The organism is Salinibacterium sp. dk2585 (assembly GCF_008001035.1).
Classification (GTDB): Bacteria; Actinomycetota; Actinomycetes; order Actinomycetales; family Microbacteriaceae; genus Homoserinimonas.
Map to the genome: position 1 here is coordinate 2,230,420 of NZ_CP042856.1, position 21,881 is coordinate 2,252,300.

Genomic DNA, 21,881 nt, shown 5'->3' on the forward strand with positions numbered 1-21,881 from the left:
CCCGAGCGTCAGAACAGGGAGGGCTCGGGGATCTCGTCGATCGGTTCCACGAGTTGGGGACCGTCGTTCCGCACGCTGTTGACCGCGCGCGACACGGGATAGTAGGCGAGCTCGTTCGCGACATCCCGCGACGACAGCTGCAGCAATTCGACCCGCTCCGAGGGATCGAGGTGCCCGCCGAGCCAGTCGTCCATACTCTCGCGCGTCACGAAGGCGGGCATGCGATCGTGCACCTCACCCGGGGCGACATGCGCGTCGAGCGTCACGATCGCCATCGACAACTGCCACGCAGCATCCGCCCCGCCCTTGGGATCACGCCAGGGGCGGATGATGCCCGCCATCGCGATGTCGCCCTTCTCACGGTGGATGAAATAGGGCTGCTTGCCATCCGGCAGCGCACGCCACTCGTAATACCCGAGTGCCGGGACGACGCACGAATGCTCGGCGAAGGCCGAGGCGAAGAGCCGGTTGCTTGTCACCGTCTCGATGCGCGCGTTGATGATCGGCTTGCCGCCGCCGAAGGTGGGCGACGAGGGCGGAACGATGCCCCAGCGCACCCCCGTGACCAGGCGCTCACCCTCATGCTCGCGGATGACCGGGACCGTATCGGTCGGCGCGATGTTGTAGCGCGGGCGCCAGTCGTTGAAGTCGCCGCCTCTCGCGACGTACTCCTGGATGAGGTCGTCGGTCTCCTTGTTCATCGCGAAGCGTCCGCACATGTCCCCCACGCTACGCCCGGCCGCCGACGCGGGCCACGGGACATCCGTCTCGTGGAGAAGCCGGCGCGCCGCAGATGTGCCCCCACTGGGATTCGAACCCAGACTGAATCGATTTTAAGTCGACTGCCTCTGCCGGTTGGGCTATGGGGGCGAAGACCGCCCCCGCAGTCTACTTGCGGGCCGGAGCGGCCTTGGGGCGGGCCGCGTACTCCTCGAAGACCGCACGAGGCGCGTTGCGCATCTCGATGCCGACGGTGTCGCGGCGGAACAGGAAGGAGATAATCCAGTTGCCGAACACGCGAGCCTTGCGCTCCCACATGGGCATCGCGAGGCCGTGGTAGCCGCGGTGCATGAGCCATGCCAGCCCACCCTTGACGGCGATGCCACCAGACTGGAACACACCGTGGCCGATGCCGAGGCCGGCGACCGCGCCGAGGTTCTTGTGGAAGTACTCGCGGGGCTCATCGCCACGCAGGTGACCGACGAGGTTCTTCGCGAGGAGCTTGCCCTGGCGCACGGCGTGCTGCGCGTTCGGCACGCACATGCCCGCGACACCGCCGCCGCTGAGGTCAGGGACGGCGCTGACGTCGCCGGCGCCCCACACGTCGGTAACGATCTCGCCGTCTTCAGTGCGCGCGCGCAGGTCGGCACCAAGACGCAGGCGACCGCGCTCCTCGAGGGGAAGGTCGGTGTTGCGCAGCACGGGGTGCGCCATGACGCCCGCCGTCCAGATGATCGTGTCGGACTCGAACACCTGGCCCGTCGAGGTCTCGATGCGACCGTCGACCGCCGAGGTGAGTTGGGTCTCGAGGTGCACCTCGGCTCCGCGCTTCTTGAGGTTGTCGAGCACCCAGTGGCTCGTCTTGAGCGAGACCTCGGGCATGATGCGATCCATCGCCTCGATGAGGTGGAAGTGCGTGTCGTCAAAGCTGAGGTTCGGGTGCTGCGCGAGCAGCGCGCTCGCGAAGCTGCGCAGCTCTGCGAACACCTCGATGCCCGCGAAGCCGCCGCCGACGACCGTGATCGTGAGCAGACGGTCACGCTCGGGGCCGGGAGGAAGGGCGGATGCCTTCTCGAAGTTGCCGACGATGCGGTCGCGGATCGCCGCGGCCTCCTCGATCGTCTTGAGGCCGAACGCGTTGTCGGCGATGCCCGGGATGGGGAAGGTGCGGGTGATGGCGCCAGCCGTGACCACGACGATGTCGTACTCGAAGGCCCACTCCTCGCCGACCTCGGGCGTGATGGTCGCGGTCTTCGACGCGTGGTCGATCGCCGTGACGCGTGCCGCGACCACATTGGTCGACTTGAGGTGGCGACGCAGGGGAACCACGGCGTGCCGCGACTCAACGGTGCCAGCAGCCACCTCGGGCAGGAAGGGCTGGTAGGTCATGTACGGGAGCGGGTCTACGACCGTGACCTCGGCCTCACCGCGACGCAGAAGCTTCTCCAGCTTGAGCGCAGTGTAGAAACCGGCATATCCGCCGCCGACGATGAGGATTTTTGGCACGACGGCGATTCTACTCTTTTCGGCGCAGTCTCCCGAATTCGCGCGCCGCGAGCCACCCGGCAGCGCCGAACGCGAGGACGAAGATCGTGTACACGAGCACGGGGATACCGACGAGACGCAGCTGGTCGAGGGTCGGCAGCACCGTGCCGAGAGGGCTCACCGGGCCAGCCACCTCCTGCTCCTCGATGGGAGTCGGCGACGGCAGCACCGGGGTGGGCGTGGGGATCGGCTCCGCATCCGCCCGGCGGTAGAGCCGGATCCAGTCGGTGAGGAGCTGGGCGGGATCCTCCCCCGCCGTCGCGACGGAACCCGACACCGCGGCATCCGCGTCAAGGAGTCCGTGCCCGTAGATGGGGCTCGGGTCACGCTGGCCGGGCACCTGCCGCGCCGTCTCGGTGATGCGGCTGATGACGTCGCCCGCGTTGAGCCCCGGATGAGCCGAGCGCACGAGGGCCACGAGCCCCGCAACGATCGGCGCGGCGCCGCTCGTGCCGCCCCACGCCGAGTACCCGCCGCCGGGTGTCGCCCCGACGAGTTCCTCGCTCGGCGCCGACACCGAGATCGTGATGCCCTGCGAGGAGGCGTCGAAGCTCGCATTGCCGCGCCTGTCGACGCCAGCGACCGTCAGCACCCCCGGCATGGTCGCGGGCGCCCCGACCTGGGTCGTGCCGCTGCCGCGGTTGCCGGCGGCCGCCACGACGACGACGTCGTTCTGCATCGCGTAGAGGAAGGCCTCATCCCAACTCTCGGGCCACTCGATCGTGTTGCGCGTGAGCGACATGTTGATGACGTCGGCGCCGTTGTCGACCGACCAGCGCACCGCCTGCGCGATCTGGTCATCGGACGGCACGGTGCCCACGCCGAAGCCGACCGACACCGAGAGGAGGTTCGACTCGGGCGCGACACCGATCACGCCCGAATCGGCGCCCGTGCCGCGACCAGCGAGGAGCGACGCGACCATGGTGCCGTGCTCGCGACTCGAATACCCGACCGGCGTCTGCCCATCGGGCGCACCCACGCCCGAGACATCCGTGCCCCCGACGACCGCACCCGCGAGGTCGGGGTGCGTGCCGTCGATGCCCGTGTCAATCACGGCGACCGTGACGCCAGCGCCGCGGGTCTTCGCCCAGGCCTGCGTGATGCCGTAGTCGTCGAGCCAGTACTCGCGATCACGGATGCTGTCTGCCGCGGCAGGGGACACCGCAGGCGAGACCAGCGCCAGGAGGAAGGCAGCGACGAGTGCCGAAGCGATGGTGGAGCCCCGCCAGCGCTGGGGCGTCACTTCACCCCGCTCGCCGTCGCTGAGTCGTCCTCTTCGCCTGAATAGTCGGCGCACTCGCACACCTCGGGAGACCAGTCGGCACGTTCGAGAGCGAGGTCGCCGATCGGGTTCACGCCGGGGCCCGCTGCGAGGGAGTGCCCCACGAGCGCGTGCAGGCACTTCACGCGGGTCGGCATGCCACCGGCCGAGATGCCCGCGATCTCCTCGACATGCTCGATGCTCTCGCGGTCGGCGAGATAGGCCTCGTGCGCGGCGCGGTACGCATCCGCCATGTCGCCCTCCAGGAGGGCAGCGAGCTCCGGCATGACGCCGTTGGCCTCGAGTGTCGAGACCGCCGCAGTCGCCGCCGGGTGGCACAAGTAGTAGAGCGTCGGAAAGGGGGTGCCGTCGGCCAGACGCGGGCGCGTCGACACGACCGTCGGGGCACCACATGCGCAACGAGCGGCGATGCCGACCACGTCGCGCGCGGGACGGCCGAGCTGCCGCGTCACGATGCGCACATCCTCAGCGCTCGGCGGGTCGAACGGGGGTGTCGCCATCAGTCGACCTCCTGAATCTCTGGGGCAACGATCTCGGAGGGCGGAGCATCCGTCAGCGCAGCCGTGAATACGGACGACAGCATCGCGTCGACCCAGTCGACCTCCGTCGTGAGCACCTCGTCGCTGATCGGCAGGCCGGATTCCGTCACAGGAGTCTGTCCGTCGTCGATCACGAGGTAACTGAACTCGCCTGGCTTGACGTAGTAGAGGCGCTCGCGAGCCTGCGCCTCAACATAGCTCGGGTCATCCCAGCGGGCGACATCCTGCTCAAGGTCCTTCACGAGCTCGCGCTGCGCCTCGACCTCCGCCGCCAACTGGGCCCGCTCATTCTGCTGCTCAGCGAAGATGCGCAGGGACGGCGCCAGGGCCACGATGAAGACGATCAGCATGCCGAGCGTCAACACCGTGAACCCTGAGAAGCGGATGCCTCGAAGCCAGTGAGCGCCCGCGCCCTGCTCTGGCAACGCCGCAGGCACGCGGCGCACACGGGGCTTTCGGGTGCTCATCCCCCCAGCGTAACCGGCGAATCAGCCCTTGAAGCGGGGGAACGCCGAACGACCCGCGTAGACCGCCGCGCCATCCAGCTCCTCCTCGATGCGAAGCAGCTGGTTGTACTTGGCGACACGCTCCGAACGGGCGGGGGCACCCGTCTTGATCTGACCACAGTCGGTCGCGACGGCCAGGTCGGCGATCGTCGTGTCCTCCGTCTCACCCGAGCGGTGAGACATGACGGCCGTGTAGCCGCTGCGGTGGGCGAGGCTGACGGCGTCGAGCGTCTCTGTGAGCGTGCCGATCTGGTTCACCTTGACGAGGATCGAGTTGGCCGCGCCCTGCTCGATGCCCTTCGCAAGACGGCTCGGGTTGGTGACGAACAGGTCGTCGCCGACGAGCTGCACCCTGTCACCGATCTCGGCGGTGAGCTGGGCCCAGCCCTCCCAGTCGTCCTCCGAGATCGGGTCCTCGATCGTGACGAGGGGGTACGCCGCCGCGAGTTCGGCGTAGTACTCGCTCATCTGGGCGGCCGAACGCGTCTGGCCTTCGAAGGTGTAGTTGCCGTTCTCGAAGAACTCGGTCGCCGCGACATCCAGGCCGAGGGCGATGTCGGTGCCGACCCGGAAGCCGGCCTTCTCGATCGCCTCGACGAGCAGGTCGAGCGCGTCGCGGTTGCTGTCGAGGTTTGGCGCGAAGCCACCCTCGTCGCCAAGGCCCGTGCTCAGTCCCTTGCCGTGCAGGATGCTCTTGAGCGCGTGGTAGGTCTCGACACCCCAGCGCAAGCCCTCGCGGAAGCTCTCGGCGCCAACGGGCAGGATCATGAACTCCTGGATGTCGACGTTGCTGTCGGCGTGCGAGCCACCGTTGATGACGTTGAGCATCGGAACCGGAAGCGTGTGCGCATTGGGTCCACCGAGGTAGCGGAAGAGCGGCAGGTCAGACGAGTCGGCCGCAGCCTTCGCAACCGCGAGGCTCACGCCGAGGATCGCGTTCGCGCCGAGCTTCTTCTTGTTGTCTGTGCCGTCGAGCTCGATCAGCGCGGCATCGATGAGGCGCTGGTCGGTCGCGTCGAAGCCCTCGAGCTCCGGGCCGATGACGTCGAGCACGGCGTCGACCGCGTTCTGCACGCCCTTGCCCAGGTAGCGAGCCTTGTCGCCGTCACGGAGTTCATAGGCCTCGAACGCACCCGTCGAGGCGCCGGAGGGAACAGCTGCGCGCGAGACGGTGCCATCCTCCAGGAGGACCTCCACCTCCACGGTCGGGTTGCCCCGGGAATCCAAGATTTCGCGGGCTCCGATTGCCTCGATCAACGACACAGGTGATCTCCTTCGAGAGGTGTGGGGGTTGGATGCTGCCAATCCTACTCAGGCTGCCCTTTCACAATTCAGGAACTTTCTCGCCAGGTCCTGAATTGTGAAAGACAGGTCCTGAATTGTGAAAGACAGGTCCTGAGTTGGGAGAGACAACTCCTGAATTGGGAAGGCTAGGCGAGCGGGCGGAGTTCGAGGGTTGCGGCATCCGTCTCGGCGTTGACGAAGGCGAAGCGACTGAAGCCCTCCGTCGCGAGGCGCTCGAGGGTGGCCTTCGTGTTCTTGGGCCGGCGCTCGAGGCGCACGCGGTGTCCCTGCGCCACGAGGGCGGTCTTGAGCGCGACGAGCTGGCTCGCCGGAGCATCCTTGTCGTGGAGGAGTGCGACCGCGTCAGCGCCCTCGGGGGCCGGCAGGTCGACGAGATCCACGAGGCGCTCGAAGCCGAGGGAGAACCCGGTGGCCGGGACATCCGTGCCCAGGAAACGGCCGATCATGCCGTCGTAGCGACCGCCACCGCCCAGCGAGTAGCCGAGCGAGGGGTGCGCCACCTCGAAGATCGTGCCCGTGTAGTAGCCCATCCCCCTCACCAGGGTCGGGTCGAAGACCAGCTCCGCGCTCGGCACGGCAGCGCGAAGGTCGAGGAGTGCCTGGTATGCCTCCGCGTCGAGCCATTCGGGCGCGTCGTCGAGGAGGTCCCAGCCGGATGCCCCGAGTGCGGCCGCAAGGCCCTCGGTCGCGATGCCGTGCTCCGCGAGTTCTGCGGCGACACCCTCCGGCCCGATCTTGTCGAGCTTGTCGATCGTGATGAGAGCGCGCTCGTGCAGTTCGGCAGGCACATTCCAGTGCGTGAGCAGGCCGAGCAGGATGCGACGGTCATTGATGCGGATGCTGCATCCCTCGAGCCCCAGGGCGTCGAGCGCCGCCGTCGTGGCCGTGATGAGCTCGATCTCCGCGAGGGGGCCAGCCTCACCGATGATGTCGATGTCGCACTGCACGAACTGGCGGAAGCGACCCTTCTGCGGCCGCTCGGCGCGCCACACGGGCGCGATCTGGATCGCACGGAATACCGTCGGCAGCTCGGCGCGGTGCGTCGCATAGAAGCGCGCGAGCGGCACCGTCAGGTCGAAGCGCAGCCCGAGGTCGGTCAGGTCGAGGGCGTCGGATGCCGCGGCGAAGTCCTCGCTCGTGAGCCCCCGCTTGAGGATTCCGAACGCGAGTTTCTCATTGTCGCCGCCCAGGCCCGAGTGCAGGCGCGCACTGTCTTCCACGACGGGGGTCTCGATCTCGTCGAAGCCGTGCGAACGGTAGACGTTGCGGATGACGCCGAGCACGCGCTCCCGCCGTGCTTTCTCGGCGGGGAGGAAATCGCGCATGCCACGGGGAGGATTGACGGGAGAGGCCATCCTCCTATTCTGGCAGGCGGCCCCTACTCGCCAGTGCGACGGTCGCTGAGCGCCAGGGCCGCCTCCAAGCGCGCGCGGCACTGCTCGATGAAGCGGCGGAACGAGCGCGTCGCGCCCTCGGGGTCGCGGTGCACGATGAGGTCGTACTGGAGCCCCATGACGGTGTCAACCGCGAGGCGCGACTCCGCCTCGGCCTCCTCCGGCCTGAAGCCCATGTCGAGCAGCACATCGCGGCCGAGCTCCTGCCACTCGGTGAAGGTCTCGCGTGTGTGCGTGTGCCCGCGGTCGTGCGCTTCCAGCAGCGCGGCCTCGAACTCGAGCCGCAGGAGCCTGATGTTGCGCTCCTCCACGGCCCACTCCCACGAACGCTCGAGACCCGCCACATAGGTCTCAACCGTCGCCGGTCGCTCGTGGGCCGCGGCGACAACGGGGTGGGAGCGCTGCGAGATGGCGCGAACGATCTCGCTCAGAAGTTCGTCGCGGGAGCCGAAATGGTAGACGAGCGTGAAGGTGCTCACCCCGAGCGCGCTGGCGAGCGGCCGCAGCGACAGGCTCGACAGCGGCTTGTCGAGCAGGTAGTCGAGAATCTGCTCGAGCAGGGCTGGCTTGCGGGCGGGATCCGGCCGTCGGGACATGCCCGCAACCCTACATCGAGAAGAACTCGGGTTCGCTTAAACCGCTCCGCCCGCGGCTTCCGGGGCGTTCGGGTCGTGACCACTGTCGCCGATGGACTCACGCGCGAGGTAGTTCTCGACGTCGAACAGGTTCTCGGCGCGCTCCATGATCGTGAGGAGCGTGCTCATCGACGCGACTTCCTCGACCTGCTCCTTGAGGAACCAGAGCATGAACTGCTCACCCAGGGCGTCGGTCTCGGCACGGGCGGCCGCGAAGAGGGCCTCGATCTGCTGTGTGACCCGCTTCTCCTGCGCGAGGGCGAGGGCGATGGGTTCGCGCTCGTCGACGAAGGTGCTCTGCACTGCGGAGACACCGGGGATGACGACGCCCATGTCCCGGTCGAGCCGGTAGCGCACGATCATCATGGCGTGGTTACGCTCCTCGAGCGCCTGGCTGTAGAAGTGCTTGGCCAGTTGGGGCAGGTCGCGCTCATCGAACCAGACGGCGATCGCGATGTACTGCTGGGCCGCGTCGAACTCGTGGCCGACCTGTTCGGCGAGAAGCTGGTCGAAGGATGCTGTCGTCATGCGAGAGACGCTACTCCGCGATGGCCGCGAGCGCACCGAAGGTTAGGCATGCCAACAGTGAAGTGAGGGCAGGCATGCCATGCTTCACGTTCGTAATGCATAACGAGCGTGCGCTGTTTCCTGTAGAGTTCCGGTGGCATGCAACGCCACACAGACATGGCCGAATGATCGGGTAAATCTTCGGCCAGCGCCCGCGCATCTTTTGTTTCTGTTGTGAAATTTCCAACAAAAACACGCCGGGCTGGTGCCCTTCCCGTTCGGGTCGGGAAGGGCACAACCCCTCTTCTACCCCGTCGCCTCAGCCTCGCGAATCTCCGCCTGTAGCCCCCGGAGCGTCGCCCGCAGTGCGCGCTCCGAGTTGAGTCCGCGCGAACGCGCCGATGCGACGATCGCGAGCAGCAGCCCGCCCAACTCGTCCTCCGACTCGACCGGGATACCGGCGGGGGCATCATCGAGTACCCCGACCTTCTGCGCGCGGCCAAGCAGCTTGTCGGCAAGTGCGAGCGACGGCATCCCCTGCGGAATCCCGTCGAGCACGCTCGTGCGGTGCGCCTTCTCCTTAGCCTTCATCTCGTCCCAGACGAGCACGACCTCATCGGCGGTCTCGGCGAGCGCATCGCCAAAGACGTGCGGATGCCGCGCGACCATCTTTGCGCGACTCCGCTCCGCGACATCCTCGATCGTGAACGGCTCCTCGGCCGCGTGCGCCGCGATGTCCGCGTGGAAGAGCACCTGATAAAGCACGTCGCCCAGCTCCTCGATGAGCTCCTCCCGCGTGCCCGCCTCGATCGCCTCGATCAACTCGTGCGTCTCCTCGATGAGGTACTGCACGAGCGACTCGTGCGTCTGCTCGGCGTCCCAGGGACACCCGCCTGGGCCACGCAGCTTCGCCATGAGGGCGATGAGTTCGTCGAGCTTCGGATGCTGCGGCACGGATGTCTCAGTCATGCGCCCATCCTCGCATCCGTCGCCCGAGGGATCCGTCGCCCGGGGCACTGCGGCGAGAATGGGGACATGCTCTCCCCCGACGATCCGCTGGCCCGGATTGTGCTCGCGGCCGCGCTCGTCGCCCTGCTCGCCCTCCTCGTGGTGCGGGCGGCGCGCAAGGACCGTCGCGAGTACTCGCGCTTCAAGCGCTACCGCACGACCCGGCGCAGGCAGGCGATGATGCGCAAGTGGCTCATCGAGTCCTTCCTCGTGCACGGCGGGGCTGCAGCGGTCGTGCTGCTACTGGCATGGCAGCAGGTGCCACTCATGCTTGCGGCGATCGAGGACCTCGCTGCCGTGCAATGGCTGCGGGATGCGACATCCGAGGGTCTCCTCAAGGGCTTCCTGATCGGCGCGGTCGGCGCCCTCCTCGTCGCCTCGATCGCCCTGCTGCCGCTCGCTCGCGGGCAGGACGAGGTCGTCACCGTCGGCGACATCCACGCCCTCCTCCCGCGAAACCGGGGCGAGCTGCGGTACGGCGCGCTGCTGTCGATCAACGCGGGCGTCGTCGAGGAGCTGCTGTTCCGGCTCGCCCTCCCGGCCGCCATCTTCGGTGTCACGGGGAGCGTCGCCGCGGCCGTGCTGGGCAGCACGGCGATATTCGCCGCCCTCCACCTCTACCAGGGCGCGTCCGGCGTCATCGGCTCCGCGATCATCGGCGCGCTCCTCATGGCCGTCTTCGTCGGCACCGGCAGCATCCTCGTCGCCATCGCCGTGCACGCCTTCATCGACCTGCGCTCGCTCGTCGCGATCCCCATGATCGTGTACCGCGTGCACCGCAAGGCGTAGCGCGGAGCCTCGACCCCGAGTGGCTCAGGCCTTCGACTCGACCGCCGTTTCGGCCGGCTCAGGCTCCTTCGGCAAGAACTGTTCGAACAGCTGCCCAACCCACTCGATGAGCCCGTCGTCGCTCAGCGCCTCGCCGCCAGCCTTCGGCAGCGGGATGACGACCGCGCTGTTCTGGGTGAAGTATCGGCCACCCGGATACATCCGCTGCAGGCGCACCTGGAGCGAGTCGGGCAGCTCAAGGGGCGCGATGCGCAGGTTGGGGCCCATGACGACGACCTCGCTGAGTCCGGCCTTTTGGGCGCGTCGCCGCAGTCGCGACACCGCGATGAGCTGCAGCACAGCCGGCGGAAGCTCACCATAGCGGTCGGCCAGTTCCTCGGCGACCGCATCGATGGCATCCGACGCCGCCTGCGGCGAACTCGCCGTCGACAGCTTCTGGTAGGCCTCGAGCCTCAGCCGCTCGCTCTCGACGTACTCCTCCGGGATGCGAGCATCCACGGGAAGCTCGAGGCGCAGCTCCGTCGGGCCCTCCACGTCTTCACCACGGAAGGCGCTCACGGCCTCGCCGATCATCCGGAGGTAGAGGTCGAAACCGACACCGGCGATGTGGCCGGACTGCTCGCCACCGAGGAGGTTGCCCGCGCCACGGATCTCCAGGTCTTTGAGCGCGACCTGCATGCCCGCGCCCAGCTCATTGTTGGCAGCGATCGTCGCGAGCCGGTCGTGGGCGACCTCGCCGAGGGGTTTGTCGGGGTCGTAGAGGAAGTAGGCATAGGCCCGCTCGCGGCCACGACCCACCCGGCCACGCAGCTGGTGCAGCTGCGAGAGGCCGTACTTGTCGGCCCGGTCGATGATGAGGGTATTGGCGTTCGAGACGTCGAGGCCTGTCTCGATGATGGTCGTGGAGACGAGCACGTCGAACTTGCGCTCCCAGAAGTCGACCATGACCTGCTCGAGCTGGCCCTCGCCGAGCTTGCCGTGGGCGACCGCGATGCGGGCCTCGGGCACGAGTTCGGCAAGCTGGCTGGCGACCCGGTTAATGCTTGAGACGCGGTTGTGCACGAAGAACACCTGGCCCTCGCGCAGCAGCTCGCGCCGAATTGCCGCCGCGACCTGCTTCTCGCTGTAAGGGCCGACGAAGGTGAGAATCGGATGCCTGTCTTCCGGCGGCGTCGCGAGGGTCGACATCTCGCGGATGCCCGTGACGGCCATCTCGAGCGTTCGCGGGATCGGCGTGGCACTCATCGCAAGGATGTCGACGTTGGTCTTGAGCTTCTTGAGCGCATCCTTGTGCTCGACACCGAAGCGCTGCTCCTCATCGACGATCACGAGCCCCAGGTCTTTGAACGCGATCTCCTTCGAGAGGAGTCGGTGGGTGCCGATGACGACATCGACCGTGCCATCCGCGAGGCCCGCGATGACCTCCTTCGCCTCCTTGTCGCTCTGGAAACGGCTGAGGCCGCGCAGGTGGATGGGGAATCCGGCGAAGCGCTCCGCGAAGGTCTCCATGTGCTGCTTCACAAGCAGCGTCGTCGGCACGAGCATCGCGACCTGCTTGCCGTCCTGCACGGCCTTGAAGGCGGCACGTACGGCGACCTCGGTCTTGCCGTAGCCCACGTCGCCCGCGACGAGGCGATCCATGGGGATCGGCTTCTCCATGTCGGCCTTGATCTCATCGATCGTCGTCAACTGGTCGGGAGTCTCGGCGAAGGGGAAGGCGTCCTCGAACTCGCGCTGCCACGGAGTGTCGGGGCCGAAGGCGTGGCCCTTGCTCTGCTGGCGGGCCGAGTAGAGCTTGACGAGTTCGACCGCGATATCGCGCACGGCCTTGCGTGCCTTGCCCTTCGCCGCCGCCCAGTCGCTGCCGCCCATCTTGCTGAGCTGGGGAGCCTCGCCACCCACGTAGCGCGACACGAGGTCGAGCTGGTCGGTCGGCACGTAGAGCTTGTCGCCCGGGTAGCCGCGCTTCGACGGGGCGTATTCGATCAGCAGGAACTCGCGCGTCGTCTTGACGGCGTTGCGCCCGCCGCTCGAGACCTCGCGGCGCACCAGCTCCAGGAACTTCCCGATGCCGTGCGTCTGGTGCACGATGTAGTCGCCCGCCTTGAGTTGCAGCGGGTCGACCACGTTGCGGCGCCTCGTCGCGAGCTTCTTGACCTGGCGCGACTCGTAGCCGACGGCGCGACCGAAGAACTCGGTCTCGCTGAAGAGGGCAAGACGGATGTCGGGCACCTCGAAGCCCGCCTCGACCGCGCCCGTCACGACATAGGCGACGCCCGGCTCGAAGACGCCGTCCTCCGGCAGGTCGTCGACGACACGAGCGGCAAGCCCGTGCTCGCCCAGGGCCTCGGCCGCACGCTCCACGAGCCCGTGTCCCTGCGCCGTGATGACGACCGACCAGCCCTGCTGCAGCCGGTCGCCGACGTGCGCGATCGCGCCGTCGGCGTTGCCCGTGAAGCTCGGCGCGGCATCCGCCTCGATGCGCACGTAGTCACCCGCCGCCTCGACCATCTCGCTGATCGCATCCGCGCCCTCTGCGCCGTCTGCCGCATAGGAGGCTGCGCCACTGTCGAAGGCACTGAGCGTCCACCAGGGGCGCTCGCCCGCCGCATCGCGCAGCTGCCGCAGGGTCAGGAAGTCCCCCGCGCCGAGATCGATGGGCGCCTCGGCGCCCGCCGTCGCGGCATTCCAGGCGGCATCGAGGAACTCGCGGTTGGTCTCGAGGAGCGACGTCGCGCGCGTCGCGACCCGCTCAGGCGAGATGACCGCGACGGCGGCATCCTCGGGCAGGTAGTGGGTGAAGGGCACAAGGCGCTCGAGCAGTGCGGGCGCGAGCGACTCCATGCCGTCGACGGGGATGCCGTCGGCGATCTTCGCAAGCATGGTGGAGAGTCCCGGGAACTCGTGCAGCATCTCGGTGGCGCGCTGGCGCACCGACTCGCTGAGCAGAAGCTCGCGGCACGGGGGCAGGTCGACGCGCTCAACCGCATCGGGCAGCGAACGCTGGTCGGCGACCGAGAACTGACGGATCTCCTCCGCCTCGTCACCGAAGAACTCGATGCGAAGCGGATGCTCCGCCGCCGGTGGGAACACGTCGAGGATGCCGCCGCGCACCGCGAACTCGCCACGCCGTGTGACCATGTCGACGCGGGAATAGGCGAGGTCGACAAGGCGACGCTGGATCTCCGCGAGCTCGTAGCCCCGGCCCTTCGCCGTGATCGTGAGCGACTCGAGCGAGGTCAGGTTGTCGGCGAGCGGCTGGATCGCCGCCCGCACGCTCGCGACCACCACAAGCGAACCGCCCTTGGGGTCGCGGGCGGCGTCCCACTCGGCGATGCGGCGCAGCGCCTCGATGCGGCGGCCGACCGTCTCGGTCGAGGGGCTGAGACGCTCGTGCGGAAGGGTCTCCCACGCGGGGAACTGCAGCACGGTCGCCGAGGGCGAGTTGGTCGAGATGGCGGAGGTCAGCGCGTCGGCCTCGCGGCCCGTCGCGACGATCGCGAGCAGGGCGGCTGGTGGCGTGCGGCGCGAGAGCAGCCCGGCGAGGAGAGGCGCCCGGAGGCCCTCGACGAGCGAGAAGTCGGCATCACGCGACGCGTACTGGAGGGCGTCGTCGAACGATTGGGCGCGCGAAAGCGCAGTAGCCAAGCCCTGGAGGATCACCGGACAAGCTTACGGTGAGCCGCTGACAGGGGACTTCACGCGCTGATGCTACTGCGGGGCGTGGAAGCGCTGCTGCGCTGTCGTGAGCCCGTCTGTCGCGAGTGACTCGACGGCGTCCGCGGCATCCGCCAGCAGGTTCGGCAGCACGGCGCGCTCGGTCGACCCGAAGTCGCGCAGCACGAAGTCGGCGGCCGGCTGGCGTCCGGGCGGTCGACCGATGCCGACCCTTACGCGGAGGAAGTTCGGGGTGCCGATCGCGGAGATGATGTCACGCAATCCGTTGTGGCCCCCATGGCCGCCGCCACTCTTGAGACGCACAGTGTCGAAGGGGATGTCGAGTTCGTCGTGCACAACGACGAGGCGCTCGGCAGGCACCTTGAAGAATCGCATGAGGGCTGCGACCGGGCCGCCCGACACGTTCATGAAACTGTTGGGCTTGGCGAGGATGAGCCGCGGACCCTCGATGCCCGTGCGGGCCTCCGCGACCATGGCATTGGCCTTGTGGGAGCGGAAGCTCGCGGAGCGGCGATCGGCGAGCTCCGCCAACACCATTTGGCCCACATTATGACGGTTTCCCGCGTAGTCAGCACCCGGGTTACCGAGGCCGACGACAAGCCAGGACGCGCCACCCCGCTGGACGCCTACCCCCTCGGGGTCGGCGTCCAGCGGCGTCGCGCGGGAAAAGAGGCCTGCTATGTCAGCACGCCTTACTCTGCGGCGGAGGCCTCAGCTGCGGCCTCCTGGTCGGACTCGTCGCCCAGGTCCTGCTCGGTCTCGCCCTTGACCGCGAGCACGAGGGTCTCGGGGTCGACCACGAGGGTGACGCCCTCGGGCAGCGTGACGTCCTTGGCGTAGATGCTGGCTCCGTCTTCGAGGCCCTCGACACTGACCTCGATGTTGGCGGGGATGCTGACGGCGGGAGCCTCCACGAGCAGCGAGTGCGCGTCAACGTCGACCGAGGTGCCGGGAGCGGACTCGCCGACGACGTGGACGGCGACATCCACCTCGACCTTCTCACCCTTGCGGATGACGATGAGGTCGACGTGCTCGATGATCTGGCGCACCGGGTCCTTCTGCACATCCTTGACGAGGCCGGTCTGGGTCTTGCCGTCGATCTCGAGTTCGAGAATGGCGTTGGCCTTGCGCAGGAGGAGCGCGGTCTCGTGACCCGGAAGAGCAAGGTGCTGCGGCTTGGTGCCGTGGCCGTAGAGCACGGCGGGGATCTGGCCGGCGGCGCGCAGGCGGCGCGCGTAGCCCTTGCCGAAGCTGTCGCGCACCTCGGCGACGATGTGGTTCGAGAGCTCGGTCGTGCTCGCGACGGACGGGCGTCCTGCGCGGCTGGTCTTCTCACCCATGGTGATTCTCCTTCTTGCGGGCTGGGCCCGCTGTCGTGTGTGGATTCAACTCGAACGCATCGGCACAACCCGAAACGGGTAGTGCTGCGTGAGGAAAGACCGAAGCCCTGCTCGCCGCGTCGATAACGGATGCCGCGGCATCCGAAACTCAGATGCCATCGGTCCCTCGCCGAAGTTCAATGGGAGAGTCTAGCGTAAGACGCATGACTGCAAGCCCCCTGCTGGTGCTGGTGCCGGACACCATGCAGGAGCCGGCGCCCGTCGTGCCCGGTGCGGAGTTCCTGCGCTACGCCGCGGCAGCGCCGATCACCCGCGAAGACGCCGACGTGCTCGTCGTCTGGGGCAACCCGAGCGAGCACATCCGCGACGCGGCCGGGCGGATGCCGCGACTCCGGCTCGTGCAGGCGCTCTCTGCGGGCACGGATGTGGTCGAAACCGCAGGGTTCGCGCCGGGAGTGGTGATCTGCTCGGCGGCGGGACTGCACGACCGCCCGGTGGCGGAGCACACGCTCGCGCTCGTGCTTGCCGCGGCCCGCAGCCTGCATGTCGCCGCCCAGGCCAAGGCGGAGCAGCGCTGGGCCGGCGAGATCGGCGGGATGCAGCAGGAACCGAGCCCCGGCCGCTTCACGACGCTGCGGGGCGCGCGCGTGCTCCTGTGGGGCTTCGGCGGTATCGCCCGCACCTTGGCACCCCATCTCTTGGCACTCGGCGCGAGCGTGACGGGCGTGGCCCGCTCGGCGCGCACGGTCGACGGCATTCGCGTCATCGCGGCGGAAGACCTCGGCACCGAGTTGCCACACACAGACGTGCTCATCGACATCCTGCCGGCGACCCCCGCGACCCGGCACCTCGTCGACGCCGAGGTGCTGGGGCAGCTCCCCCATCACGCCTGGCTCGTCAACGTCGGCCGGGGCGCCACGGTCGATGAGCATGCCCTCGTGCGCGCCCTCCGCGCGGGCCGGCTCGGCGGTGCTGCCCTCGATGTCTTCGACACGGAGCCGCTGCCCCCAGAGTCACCCCTGTGGGACGAACCAAACGTCATCATCACGCCCCACGCCGCGGGCGGTCGCCCGCTCGGCTCGGCCGCGCTCGTCGAACACAACGTGCGGGCACTCCTGGAGGGCGACCCCTTGCGCAACCGCGTGGTCTGAGTCAGTCCTGCAGCTCGCGCACGGCGGATGCCGCGGCCGCAACAACCTCGTCGACAGCCGGTTCGATCGACACCCTCGCGCCCGGCTCGTCCATCGCAAGTGGCTCGAGCGCGCCCAACTGCGACTCGAGCAGCCCGACAGGCATGAAGTGGCCGGCGCGCGTGCGCAGGCGGGACTCGAGCAGTTCACGCGAGCCGTCGAGGTGCACGAAGACCGTCCGCGGCGCAGCCGCCCTGAGACCGTCGCGGTACGAGCGGCGGAGTGCCGAGCACGCCATCACGATGCCCTGCCCTGCCTCAGCCGCCTCGGCGAGCGCCTCGCCCACAAGCCTCAGCCAGGGCATCCGGTCGTCGTCATCGAGGGGGATGCCGCGCGCCATCTTCTCGACATTCGCCGGCGGGTGCAGGTCATCGCCGTCGAGGAACCGCAGGCCGAGCGTCTCTGCGAGGCCCATCCCCACGACCGACTTGCCTGACCCGCTCACACCCATGACGACGACGAGTGGTGGCTGCATTGCGTTCCCTTCACCGGTGCGGAGTGCGCGCTGCACGCGGGCACGCCTCTCACGCTAGTTCCCGTGTGAGGCCACGCAGTAGCCTTGAGCCATTCCCTTTCTCGACTTTGAGGAGCACCAGCGTGGCCGAACCCACCGCAGCAAAGGCAAACATCGGCGTGGTCGGGATGGCGGTGATGGGGTCGAACCTCGCCCGCAACCTCGCCAGCCGTGAGGGAAACACAGTGGCGATCTACAACCGCTCCTATGAGAAGACGGAGGCGGTGCTGACGGAGCACCCCGAGGCCGGCTTCGTGCCCGCGGTGGACTACAAGGAATTCGCGGCCGCGCTGCAGAAGCCGCGCACCGCAATCATCATGGTCAAGGCGGGAGCGGCGACGGATGCCGTCATCACCGAACTGACCGAGGTCTTCGAGCCGGGTGACATCATCGTCGACGGTGGCAACGCCCTCTTCACCGACACCATCCGTCGCGAGCGCACCGTGCGCGAGACGGGCATCAACTTCGTCGGCGCCGGCATCTCAGGCGGCGAGGAGGGTGCCCTCAACGGCCCCTCGATCATGCCGGGCGGCAGCGCCGAGGCATGGGAGACTCTCGGCCCCATCCTCAAGTCCATTGCCGCGGTCGCCGACGGCGAGCCCTGTGTGACGCACGTCGGCACGGATGGCGCGGGACACTTCGTCAAGATGGTGCACAACGGCATCGAGTACGCGGACATGCAGCTCATCGCCGAGGCCTACGACCTCATCCGCCGTGGCACGGGCAAGTCGCCCTCCGAAATCGCGGAGATCTTTGAGGAGTGGAACCAAGGCGAGCTCGAGAGCTACCTCATCGAGATCACCGCCGAGGTGCTCCGCCAGGTCGACGCTCGCACGGGCGAGCCCCTCGTCGACGTCATCAAGGACGAGGCCGGCGCCAAGGGCACCGGTGCCTGGACCGTGCAGACCGCGCTCGACCTCGGCGTCCCCGTTTCCGGCATCGCCGAGGCCGTGTTCGCGCGCTCGCTCTCTTCGAGCCGCGCCAGCCGCGACGCGGCCGTCGACCTGCCAGGGCCGGACGAGTCCTTCGAGGTGAGTGACGAGGCTGCCTTCATCGAGGATGTGCGCCTCGCGCTCTTCGCCTCCAAGATCGTCGCCTACAGCCAGGGGTTCGACGAGATCGTCGCCGGAGCCCGCCAATACGACTGGGATATCGACCTCGGCGAGATCGCGCGCATCTGGAAGGCCGGCTGCATCATCCGCGCCCAGTTCCTCGGCCGCATCACGGAGGCCTACCTGGAGGACCCTCGGCTCGGCTCGCTCCTCACCGCCCCGTACTTCACGGAGGCGATCGGCCGCGCCCAGAATTCCTGGCGCCGCGTCGTGATCGCCGCAGCCCACGCCGGCATCCCGTCCCCCGCGTTCTCCTCCTCGCTCGCCTACTACGACGGACTGCGCGCAGAGCGCCTGCCCGCCGCCCTCATCCAGGGCCAGCGCGACTTCTTCGGCGCCCACACCTACAAGCGCATCGACGCTGAGGGCACCTTCCACACGCAGTGGAGCGGTGACCGCAGCGAGATCGAGGCCGAGGACACCCACTAGGCATGTCGCTGTCGCACATCCCCCGCCCGGCCCTCGAGCGCGACATCCCCGAGATGCTCGCGCTCATCCAGGAGCTCGCCGAATATGAGCGCGAGCCGGATGCCGTCAAGACGAGCGAGGATGACCTGCGTCGGGCGCTCTTCGGCGAGCATCCGACGGTCTTCGCCCACGTGGTCGACGGCGACGAGGAACGCCTCGCCGGCATGGCGATCTGGTTCCTGACCTTCTCCACGTGGGAGGGGGTCAACGGCATCCACCTCGAGGACCTCTACGTGCGCGAGGAGTTCCGTAGCCGCGGCTACGGCCGGCAGCTCCTCGCGACCCTCGCGGCCGTGTGCGTCGAGCGTGGCTACGCCCGGCTCGAGTGGCAGGTGCTCGACTGGAATGAGCCCGCCATCGGCTTCTACAAGAACCTCGGCGCCGAGCCCATGGACGAGTGGACGACATTCCGCCTCAGCGGCGACGCGCTGCGGGCGCAGTAGGCCCATGGTCGACGACGAGCACCCCGAACTGGCGGGCTACGAACCGCACGAGGAGCGCCCCCTCCGCAGCAGGCGACGGATGCTGCTGCTCCGCGTCGTCGTGCTGCTCGCGGTGCTCGGGCTTGTGCTCCCCGGCATCATCACGACCGTGAGCCTCGGCGCGAACAACGCCGAGCGTGCCTGCTCCTACCGCGGCGCCATCATGCTGCCGGGCGCCGCGCGCTACGAGGCACGCTGGGAACTCTTCGGCGCAGGCGGCATCGGCTGGGAGTGCTACGCGACCGACCGCAACGGCGACAGCCTGCACGTCGACTCGATGGGGCTCATCCCCGTCGCGCCCGGCCCCGCGGTCGCGCCCGTCGACACACGCGATACCTAGGCCGCGGGCTCGGCCATCTCCGTGAGTGGCCAAACTCTCGGCTTCCCGTCGAGCTTTGGGCGAAACTTTGGCCACTCACCGGCGCGAGGCGTGTCAGGCCGGAGAACCCCACTCCGCGGCATCCGAGCCCAGTGGCCGCGGGATGCGCTCGAAGCCGAAGTTGATCTCGTCGAAGCGGGCCGGTGGGGGCAGCAGTTCGGCGGCACCCCACTGCGTGCCGATCATGGTGCAGGGCCCGTTCCACTGGTCGAAGACGCCGTCAGTCGGCTGGTCGCCGCCGGAGGCGAGCGCCTCCGCCACCCGCGCGAGCGAGGTGCGGCTCGACGAGCCGGCACCATTCCGCACGAGCTCGACGACACCGCGAAGCACGGATGCCGCGAGCAGGTAGCCGGTGGCATGGTCGAGCGCCTGCACGGGCAGCTGCTGGGGACGCTCCTCCCACGTGGCGACCATGCCGCGGTGCGAGATGCCGCTCGCCATCTGCACGACACTGTCGAAACCGCGGCGCTGGCGCCACGGGCCCGAGAAGCCAAAGGCCGTGAGGGATGCCTCCACGAGGCCGGGCCGAAGTCGCTGTCGGGTCTCGGCGTCGAGCCCGAGTCCGTCGAGGGCGCCGTCACGGTAGCCGTGCACGAGCACGTCCGCCTCGGCGAGCAGGGACTTGAGCCGCTCGAGGCCCTCCGGCGTGCGGGCGTCAAGCCGCGCCGTGCGCTTGCCGAGCGTCATGTTGGGCACGATCGCTGGCTCGTCCCAGTCGGGCGGGTCGACCCGCAGCACGTCGGCACCGAGGCCCGCGAGGAAACGGGTCGCAACGGGGCCCGCCAGCACGCGCGTGAGGTCGAGCACGCGCAGGCCCGCGAGCGGTCGCTCGACGCGTGGCCGCCAGTGCTCGCCGACGGCACCAGCTGAACCCGCCTCGCGGTGCAGGAGGGGCTCACTCGCGACCGCCGCGCCCTGGGGATGGGCACGCCACTCCTCGCGCGTGCGCATTGCAGCGGACACTCCGCCCGCCTCAACGACCGCCTCCTCAAGCTCGAAGGCGTCCCACCGCCCCACGAGACGTCGCACGTCGGCCGGATCACTCGACTCGTCGGCACCCAGCACACGGAGGGCGGCCGCGCGATGCTGCGCCGCATTGGTGTGCAGGCGCACCCAGCCCCCGCGGGCCGCGCGGTAGTTGCGCGTGAAGGGGTCCCAGACGGGCGGCACCGACCACCCGGCCGGCCGCACAGCCGAACCGAACCACGCGGATGCGAGCAGGCGGTTGACGCTGACCTTCGGTTCCGCGCCCCCCACGAGTGCCGCGAGTTCCGTCGCAGCGAGCCCGGCAACGCCGATGGATGCCGCGGCCAAGGCGGAAACCCGGAACGCTGAAGGAAGATCGCCGATGCCGGTCACCCGCAGGCCGGGAAGGAGAGCATCCGCCCCTCCCAGGGCCGCCCAGAACTCCGCGGCGAACGGCACCGACTCGTGCCCCTCAACTGGCCCGGTGCCCACCGGCGACCCGCCCCCTCTCGTGCGTGACGTTATGCGGCGCCGTCGAACATCGACGTCACCGAACCGTCGCTGAAGACCTCATTGATGGCGCCCGCGATGAGCGGGGCGATCGGGAGGACCGTCAGCTTCGGGAAGATCTTGTCGGCCGTCAGCGGCAGGGTGTCGGTCACGACGACCTCGTCGATGAAGTCGGCCTGTAGGCGCTCCGCCGCGGGGTGCGAGAACACCGCGTGCGTCGCCGCCACCACGACATTCTTGGCACCGGCCTTCTTGAGCGCCTCCGCGGCCTTGGCAATCGTGCCGCCCGTGTCGATCAGGTCGTCGACGAGCAGGCAGGTGCGCCCAGCGACCTCACCGACGATCTCGTGCACCGACACCTCGTTGGCGACCCGCGGGTCGCGACGCTTGTGGATGATCGCAAGGGGGGCATCCAGCTTGTCGCTCCAGATGTCAGCAACGCGAACGCGGCCCATGTCGGGTGAGACGACCGTGAGCGTCTCCTTGTCGAGCTTCTCCTTGAAGTACTTGAGCAGCACCGGCATCGCGAAGAGGTGGTCGACGGGGCCATCGAAGAAGCCCTGGATCTGTGCGGCGTGCAGGTCGACGCTCATGATCCGGTCGGCGCCAGCGGCCTTGAAGAGGTCGGCGACGAGACGGGCCGAGATGGGCTCGCGGCCACGGCCCTTCTTGTCTTGGCGAGCGTAAGGGTAGAAGGGAGCGACGACCGTGATGCGCTTGGCCGAGGCACGCTTGAGCGCGTCGACCATGATGAGCTGCTCCATGAGCCACTCATTGATCGGGGTCGTGTGCGACTGGATGACGAAGGCGTCGCATCCGCGCACGCTCTCGCTGTAGCGCGCGTAGATCTCACCATTCGCAAAGGTGCGCGTCTCGGCGTGCAGGAGCTCCGTGTCGAGCTCGCGGGCGATGTCCTCCGCCAACTGTGGGTGTGCGCGGCCCGTGACAAGCACGAGCTTCTTCTGTCCGTTGACGGTGATCTCGGACAATGCCGCTCGCTCTCTGCCGGTGT

The 21,881-nt window shown here is 68.5% G+C and carries 21 protein-coding genes and 1 tRNA gene; 5 read left to right on the plus strand and 17 right to left on the minus strand.

What is annotated here, in order from left to right:
- Nucleotides 1-8: 8 nt before the first annotated feature.
- The 11 genes from FVA74_RS10465 to FVA74_RS10515 form a co-directional block, all read right to left on the minus strand.
- Nucleotides 9-719 carry an SOS response-associated peptidase gene (locus FVA74_RS10465; RefSeq protein ID WP_147722218.1) on the minus strand — a complete coding sequence of 237 codons (711 nt, stop codon included), beginning with the start codon at nt 717-719 and terminating at the stop codon, nt 9-11.
- A gap of 77 nt (nt 720-796) precedes the next feature.
- Nucleotides 797-870: transfer RNA gene (locus FVA74_RS10470), tRNA-Leu, on the minus strand.
- Between the two features lie 18 nt (nt 871-888).
- Nucleotides 889-2,226, minus strand: a complete 1,338-nt coding sequence (locus FVA74_RS10475) for an NAD(P)/FAD-dependent oxidoreductase (protein WP_147722220.1) — start codon at nt 2,224-2,226, stop codon at nt 889-891.
- Nucleotides 2,227-2,236: 10 nt separating this feature from the next.
- The gene (locus FVA74_RS10480; RefSeq protein WP_147722222.1) at nt 2,237-3,508 is read right to left on the minus strand and encodes a S8 family serine peptidase; all 1,272 of its coding nucleotides are present in this window, start codon (nt 3,506-3,508) and stop codon (nt 2,237-2,239) included.
- Complete coding sequence (locus FVA74_RS10485; protein WP_147722224.1) at nt 3,505-4,047, minus strand: DUF501 domain-containing protein; 543 nt, start codon at nt 4,045-4,047, stop codon at nt 3,505-3,507. The genes FVA74_RS10480 and FVA74_RS10485 overlap by 4 nt, the downstream gene beginning before the upstream one ends.
- Entirely contained in the window at nt 4,047-4,553 is a 507-nt protein-coding gene (locus FVA74_RS10490; protein WP_147722226.1) for a septum formation initiator family protein, read from the minus strand. Before FVA74_RS10490 ends, FVA74_RS10485 begins: the two co-directional genes overlap by 1 nt.
- Before the next feature lie 21 nt (nt 4,554-4,574).
- Nucleotides 4,575-5,855 (minus strand): phosphopyruvate hydratase, encoded by a 1,281-nt coding sequence (gene eno, locus FVA74_RS10495; protein ID WP_147722228.1) that lies wholly within the window; start codon nt 5,853-5,855, stop codon nt 4,575-4,577.
- A gap of 167 nt (nt 5,856-6,022) precedes the next feature.
- Nucleotides 6,023-7,252 (minus strand): histidine--tRNA ligase, encoded by a 1,230-nt coding sequence (hisS, locus tag FVA74_RS10500; protein WP_147722229.1) that lies wholly within the window; start codon nt 7,250-7,252, stop codon nt 6,023-6,025.
- Nucleotides 7,253-7,275: 23 nt separating this feature from the next.
- A complete protein-coding gene (locus tag FVA74_RS10505) occupies nt 7,276-7,887 on the minus strand; it encodes a TetR/AcrR family transcriptional regulator (RefSeq protein WP_147722231.1) in 612 nt (203 codons plus the stop codon).
- A 36-nt stretch (nt 7,888-7,923) separates the two neighbouring features.
- Nucleotides 7,924-8,454: a ferritin gene (locus tag FVA74_RS10510; RefSeq protein WP_147722233.1), complete on the minus strand. Its 531-nt coding sequence runs from the start codon at nt 8,452-8,454 to the stop codon at nt 7,924-7,926.
- Nucleotides 8,455-8,739: 285 nt separating this feature from the next.
- Nucleotides 8,740-9,402, minus strand: a complete 663-nt coding sequence (locus FVA74_RS10515; RefSeq protein WP_147722235.1) for a MazG family protein — start codon at nt 9,400-9,402, stop codon at nt 8,740-8,742.
- A gap of 66 nt (nt 9,403-9,468) precedes the next feature.
- On the opposite strand from FVA74_RS10515, the gene FVA74_RS10520 reads away from it, so the two are divergent.
- On the plus strand, nt 9,469-10,230 hold the full coding sequence (locus tag FVA74_RS10520) for a CPBP family intramembrane glutamic endopeptidase (RefSeq protein WP_168220110.1): 762 nt from the start codon (nt 9,469-9,471) through the stop codon (nt 10,228-10,230).
- 24 nt (nt 10,231-10,254) lie between these two features.
- On the opposite strand, the gene mfd is transcribed toward FVA74_RS10520, so the two are convergent.
- Genes mfd through FVA74_RS10535 form a run of 3 tightly spaced genes read right to left on the minus strand, consistent with a single transcriptional unit; the run spans nt 10,255 to nt 15,248 of the window.
- Complete coding sequence (gene mfd, locus FVA74_RS10525; RefSeq protein ID WP_147722240.1) at nt 10,255-13,893, minus strand: transcription-repair coupling factor; 3,639 nt, start codon at nt 13,891-13,893, stop codon at nt 10,255-10,257.
- 48 nt (nt 13,894-13,941) lie between these two features.
- Nucleotides 13,942-14,559, minus strand: coding sequence for an aminoacyl-tRNA hydrolase (pth, locus tag FVA74_RS10530; protein ID WP_147722243.1), 618 nt, complete (start codon nt 14,557-14,559; stop codon nt 13,942-13,944).
- 41 nt (nt 14,560-14,600) lie between these two features.
- Nucleotides 14,601-15,248, minus strand: coding sequence for a 50S ribosomal protein L25/general stress protein Ctc (locus FVA74_RS10535; RefSeq protein ID WP_147722245.1), 648 nt, complete (start codon nt 15,246-15,248; stop codon nt 14,601-14,603).
- A gap of 203 nt (nt 15,249-15,451) precedes the next feature.
- Between FVA74_RS10535 and FVA74_RS10540 the strand changes: the two genes are divergently transcribed.
- Nucleotides 15,452-16,399 (plus strand): NAD(P)-dependent oxidoreductase, encoded by a 948-nt coding sequence (locus FVA74_RS10540; RefSeq protein WP_147722247.1) that lies wholly within the window; start codon nt 15,452-15,454, stop codon nt 16,397-16,399.
- Nucleotide 16,400: 1 nt separating this feature from the next.
- Here the strand turns inward: FVA74_RS10540 and FVA74_RS10545 are convergent, their stop codons facing one another.
- Nucleotides 16,401-16,913: a gluconokinase gene (locus FVA74_RS10545; RefSeq protein WP_147722249.1), complete on the minus strand. Its 513-nt coding sequence runs from the start codon at nt 16,911-16,913 to the stop codon at nt 16,401-16,403.
- Nucleotides 16,914-17,035: 122 nt separating this feature from the next.
- Here FVA74_RS10545 and gndA point away from each other — a divergent pair, with 122 nt between their 5' ends.
- Genes gndA through FVA74_RS10560 form a run of 3 tightly spaced genes read left to right on the plus strand, consistent with a single transcriptional unit; the run spans nt 17,036 to nt 19,354 of the window.
- Nucleotides 17,036-18,493, plus strand: a complete 1,458-nt coding sequence (gene gndA / locus FVA74_RS10550; protein ID WP_255471438.1) for an NADP-dependent phosphogluconate dehydrogenase — start codon at nt 17,036-17,038, stop codon at nt 18,491-18,493.
- A gap of 2 nt (nt 18,494-18,495) precedes the next feature.
- Nucleotides 18,496-18,975, plus strand: a complete 480-nt coding sequence (locus FVA74_RS10555; protein WP_206022629.1) for a GNAT family N-acetyltransferase — start codon at nt 18,496-18,498, stop codon at nt 18,973-18,975.
- A gap of 4 nt (nt 18,976-18,979) precedes the next feature.
- Entirely contained in the window at nt 18,980-19,354 is a 375-nt protein-coding gene (locus FVA74_RS10560) for a hypothetical protein (RefSeq protein WP_147722253.1), read from the plus strand.
- 93 nt (nt 19,355-19,447) lie between these two features.
- Here the strand turns inward: FVA74_RS10560 and FVA74_RS10565 are convergent, their stop codons facing one another.
- Both FVA74_RS10565 and FVA74_RS10570 read right to left on the minus strand, forming a co-directional pair.
- Nucleotides 19,448-20,851, minus strand: coding sequence for a CoA transferase (locus tag FVA74_RS10565; RefSeq protein ID WP_206022630.1), 1,404 nt, complete (start codon nt 20,849-20,851; stop codon nt 19,448-19,450).
- A 29-nt stretch (nt 20,852-20,880) separates the two neighbouring features.
- Nucleotides 20,881-21,858, minus strand: a complete 978-nt coding sequence (locus FVA74_RS10570; protein WP_147722255.1) for a ribose-phosphate diphosphokinase — start codon at nt 21,856-21,858, stop codon at nt 20,881-20,883.
- Between the last annotated feature and the right edge of the window lie 23 nt (nt 21,859-21,881).

Coding starts and splice junctions, on each gene's coding strand:
- FVA74_RS10465 (WP_147722218.1), bottom strand. CDS start 719: ATGTGCGGACGCTTCGCGATGAACAAGGAGACCGACGACCTCATCCAG.
- FVA74_RS10485 (WP_147722224.1), bottom strand. CDS start 4,047: ATGGCGACACCCCCGTTCGACCCGCCGAGCGCTGAGGATGTGCGCATC.
- FVA74_RS10490 (WP_147722226.1), bottom strand. CDS start 4,553: ATGAGCACCCGAAAGCCCCGTGTGCGCCGCGTGCCTGCGGCGTTGCCA.
- hisS (WP_147722229.1), bottom strand. CDS start 7,252: ATGGCCTCTCCCGTCAATCCTCCCCGTGGCATGCGCGATTTCCTCCCC.
- FVA74_RS10505 (WP_147722231.1), bottom strand. CDS start 7,887: ATGTCCCGACGGCCGGATCCCGCCCGCAAGCCAGCCCTGCTCGAGCAG.
- FVA74_RS10510 (WP_147722233.1), bottom strand. CDS start 8,454: ATGACGACAGCATCCTTCGACCAGCTTCTCGCCGAACAGGTCGGCCAC.
- FVA74_RS10515 (WP_147722235.1), bottom strand. CDS start 9,402: ATGACTGAGACATCCGTGCCGCAGCATCCGAAGCTCGACGAACTCATC.
- FVA74_RS10520 (WP_168220110.1), top strand. CDS start 9,469: ATGCTCTCCCCCGACGATCCGCTGGCCCGGATTGTGCTCGCGGCCGCG.
- FVA74_RS10535 (WP_147722245.1), bottom strand. CDS start 15,248: ATGGGTGAGAAGACCAGCCGCGCAGGACGCCCGTCCGTCGCGAGCACG.
- FVA74_RS10540 (WP_147722247.1), top strand. CDS start 15,452: ATGACTGCAAGCCCCCTGCTGGTGCTGGTGCCGGACACCATGCAGGAG.
- FVA74_RS10545 (WP_147722249.1), bottom strand. CDS start 16,913: ATGCAGCCACCACTCGTCGTCGTCATGGGTGTGAGCGGGTCAGGCAAG.
- FVA74_RS10555 (WP_206022629.1), top strand. CDS start 18,496: ATGTCGCTGTCGCACATCCCCCGCCCGGCCCTCGAGCGCGACATCCCC.
- FVA74_RS10560 (WP_147722253.1), top strand. CDS start 18,980: ATGGTCGACGACGAGCACCCCGAACTGGCGGGCTACGAACCGCACGAG.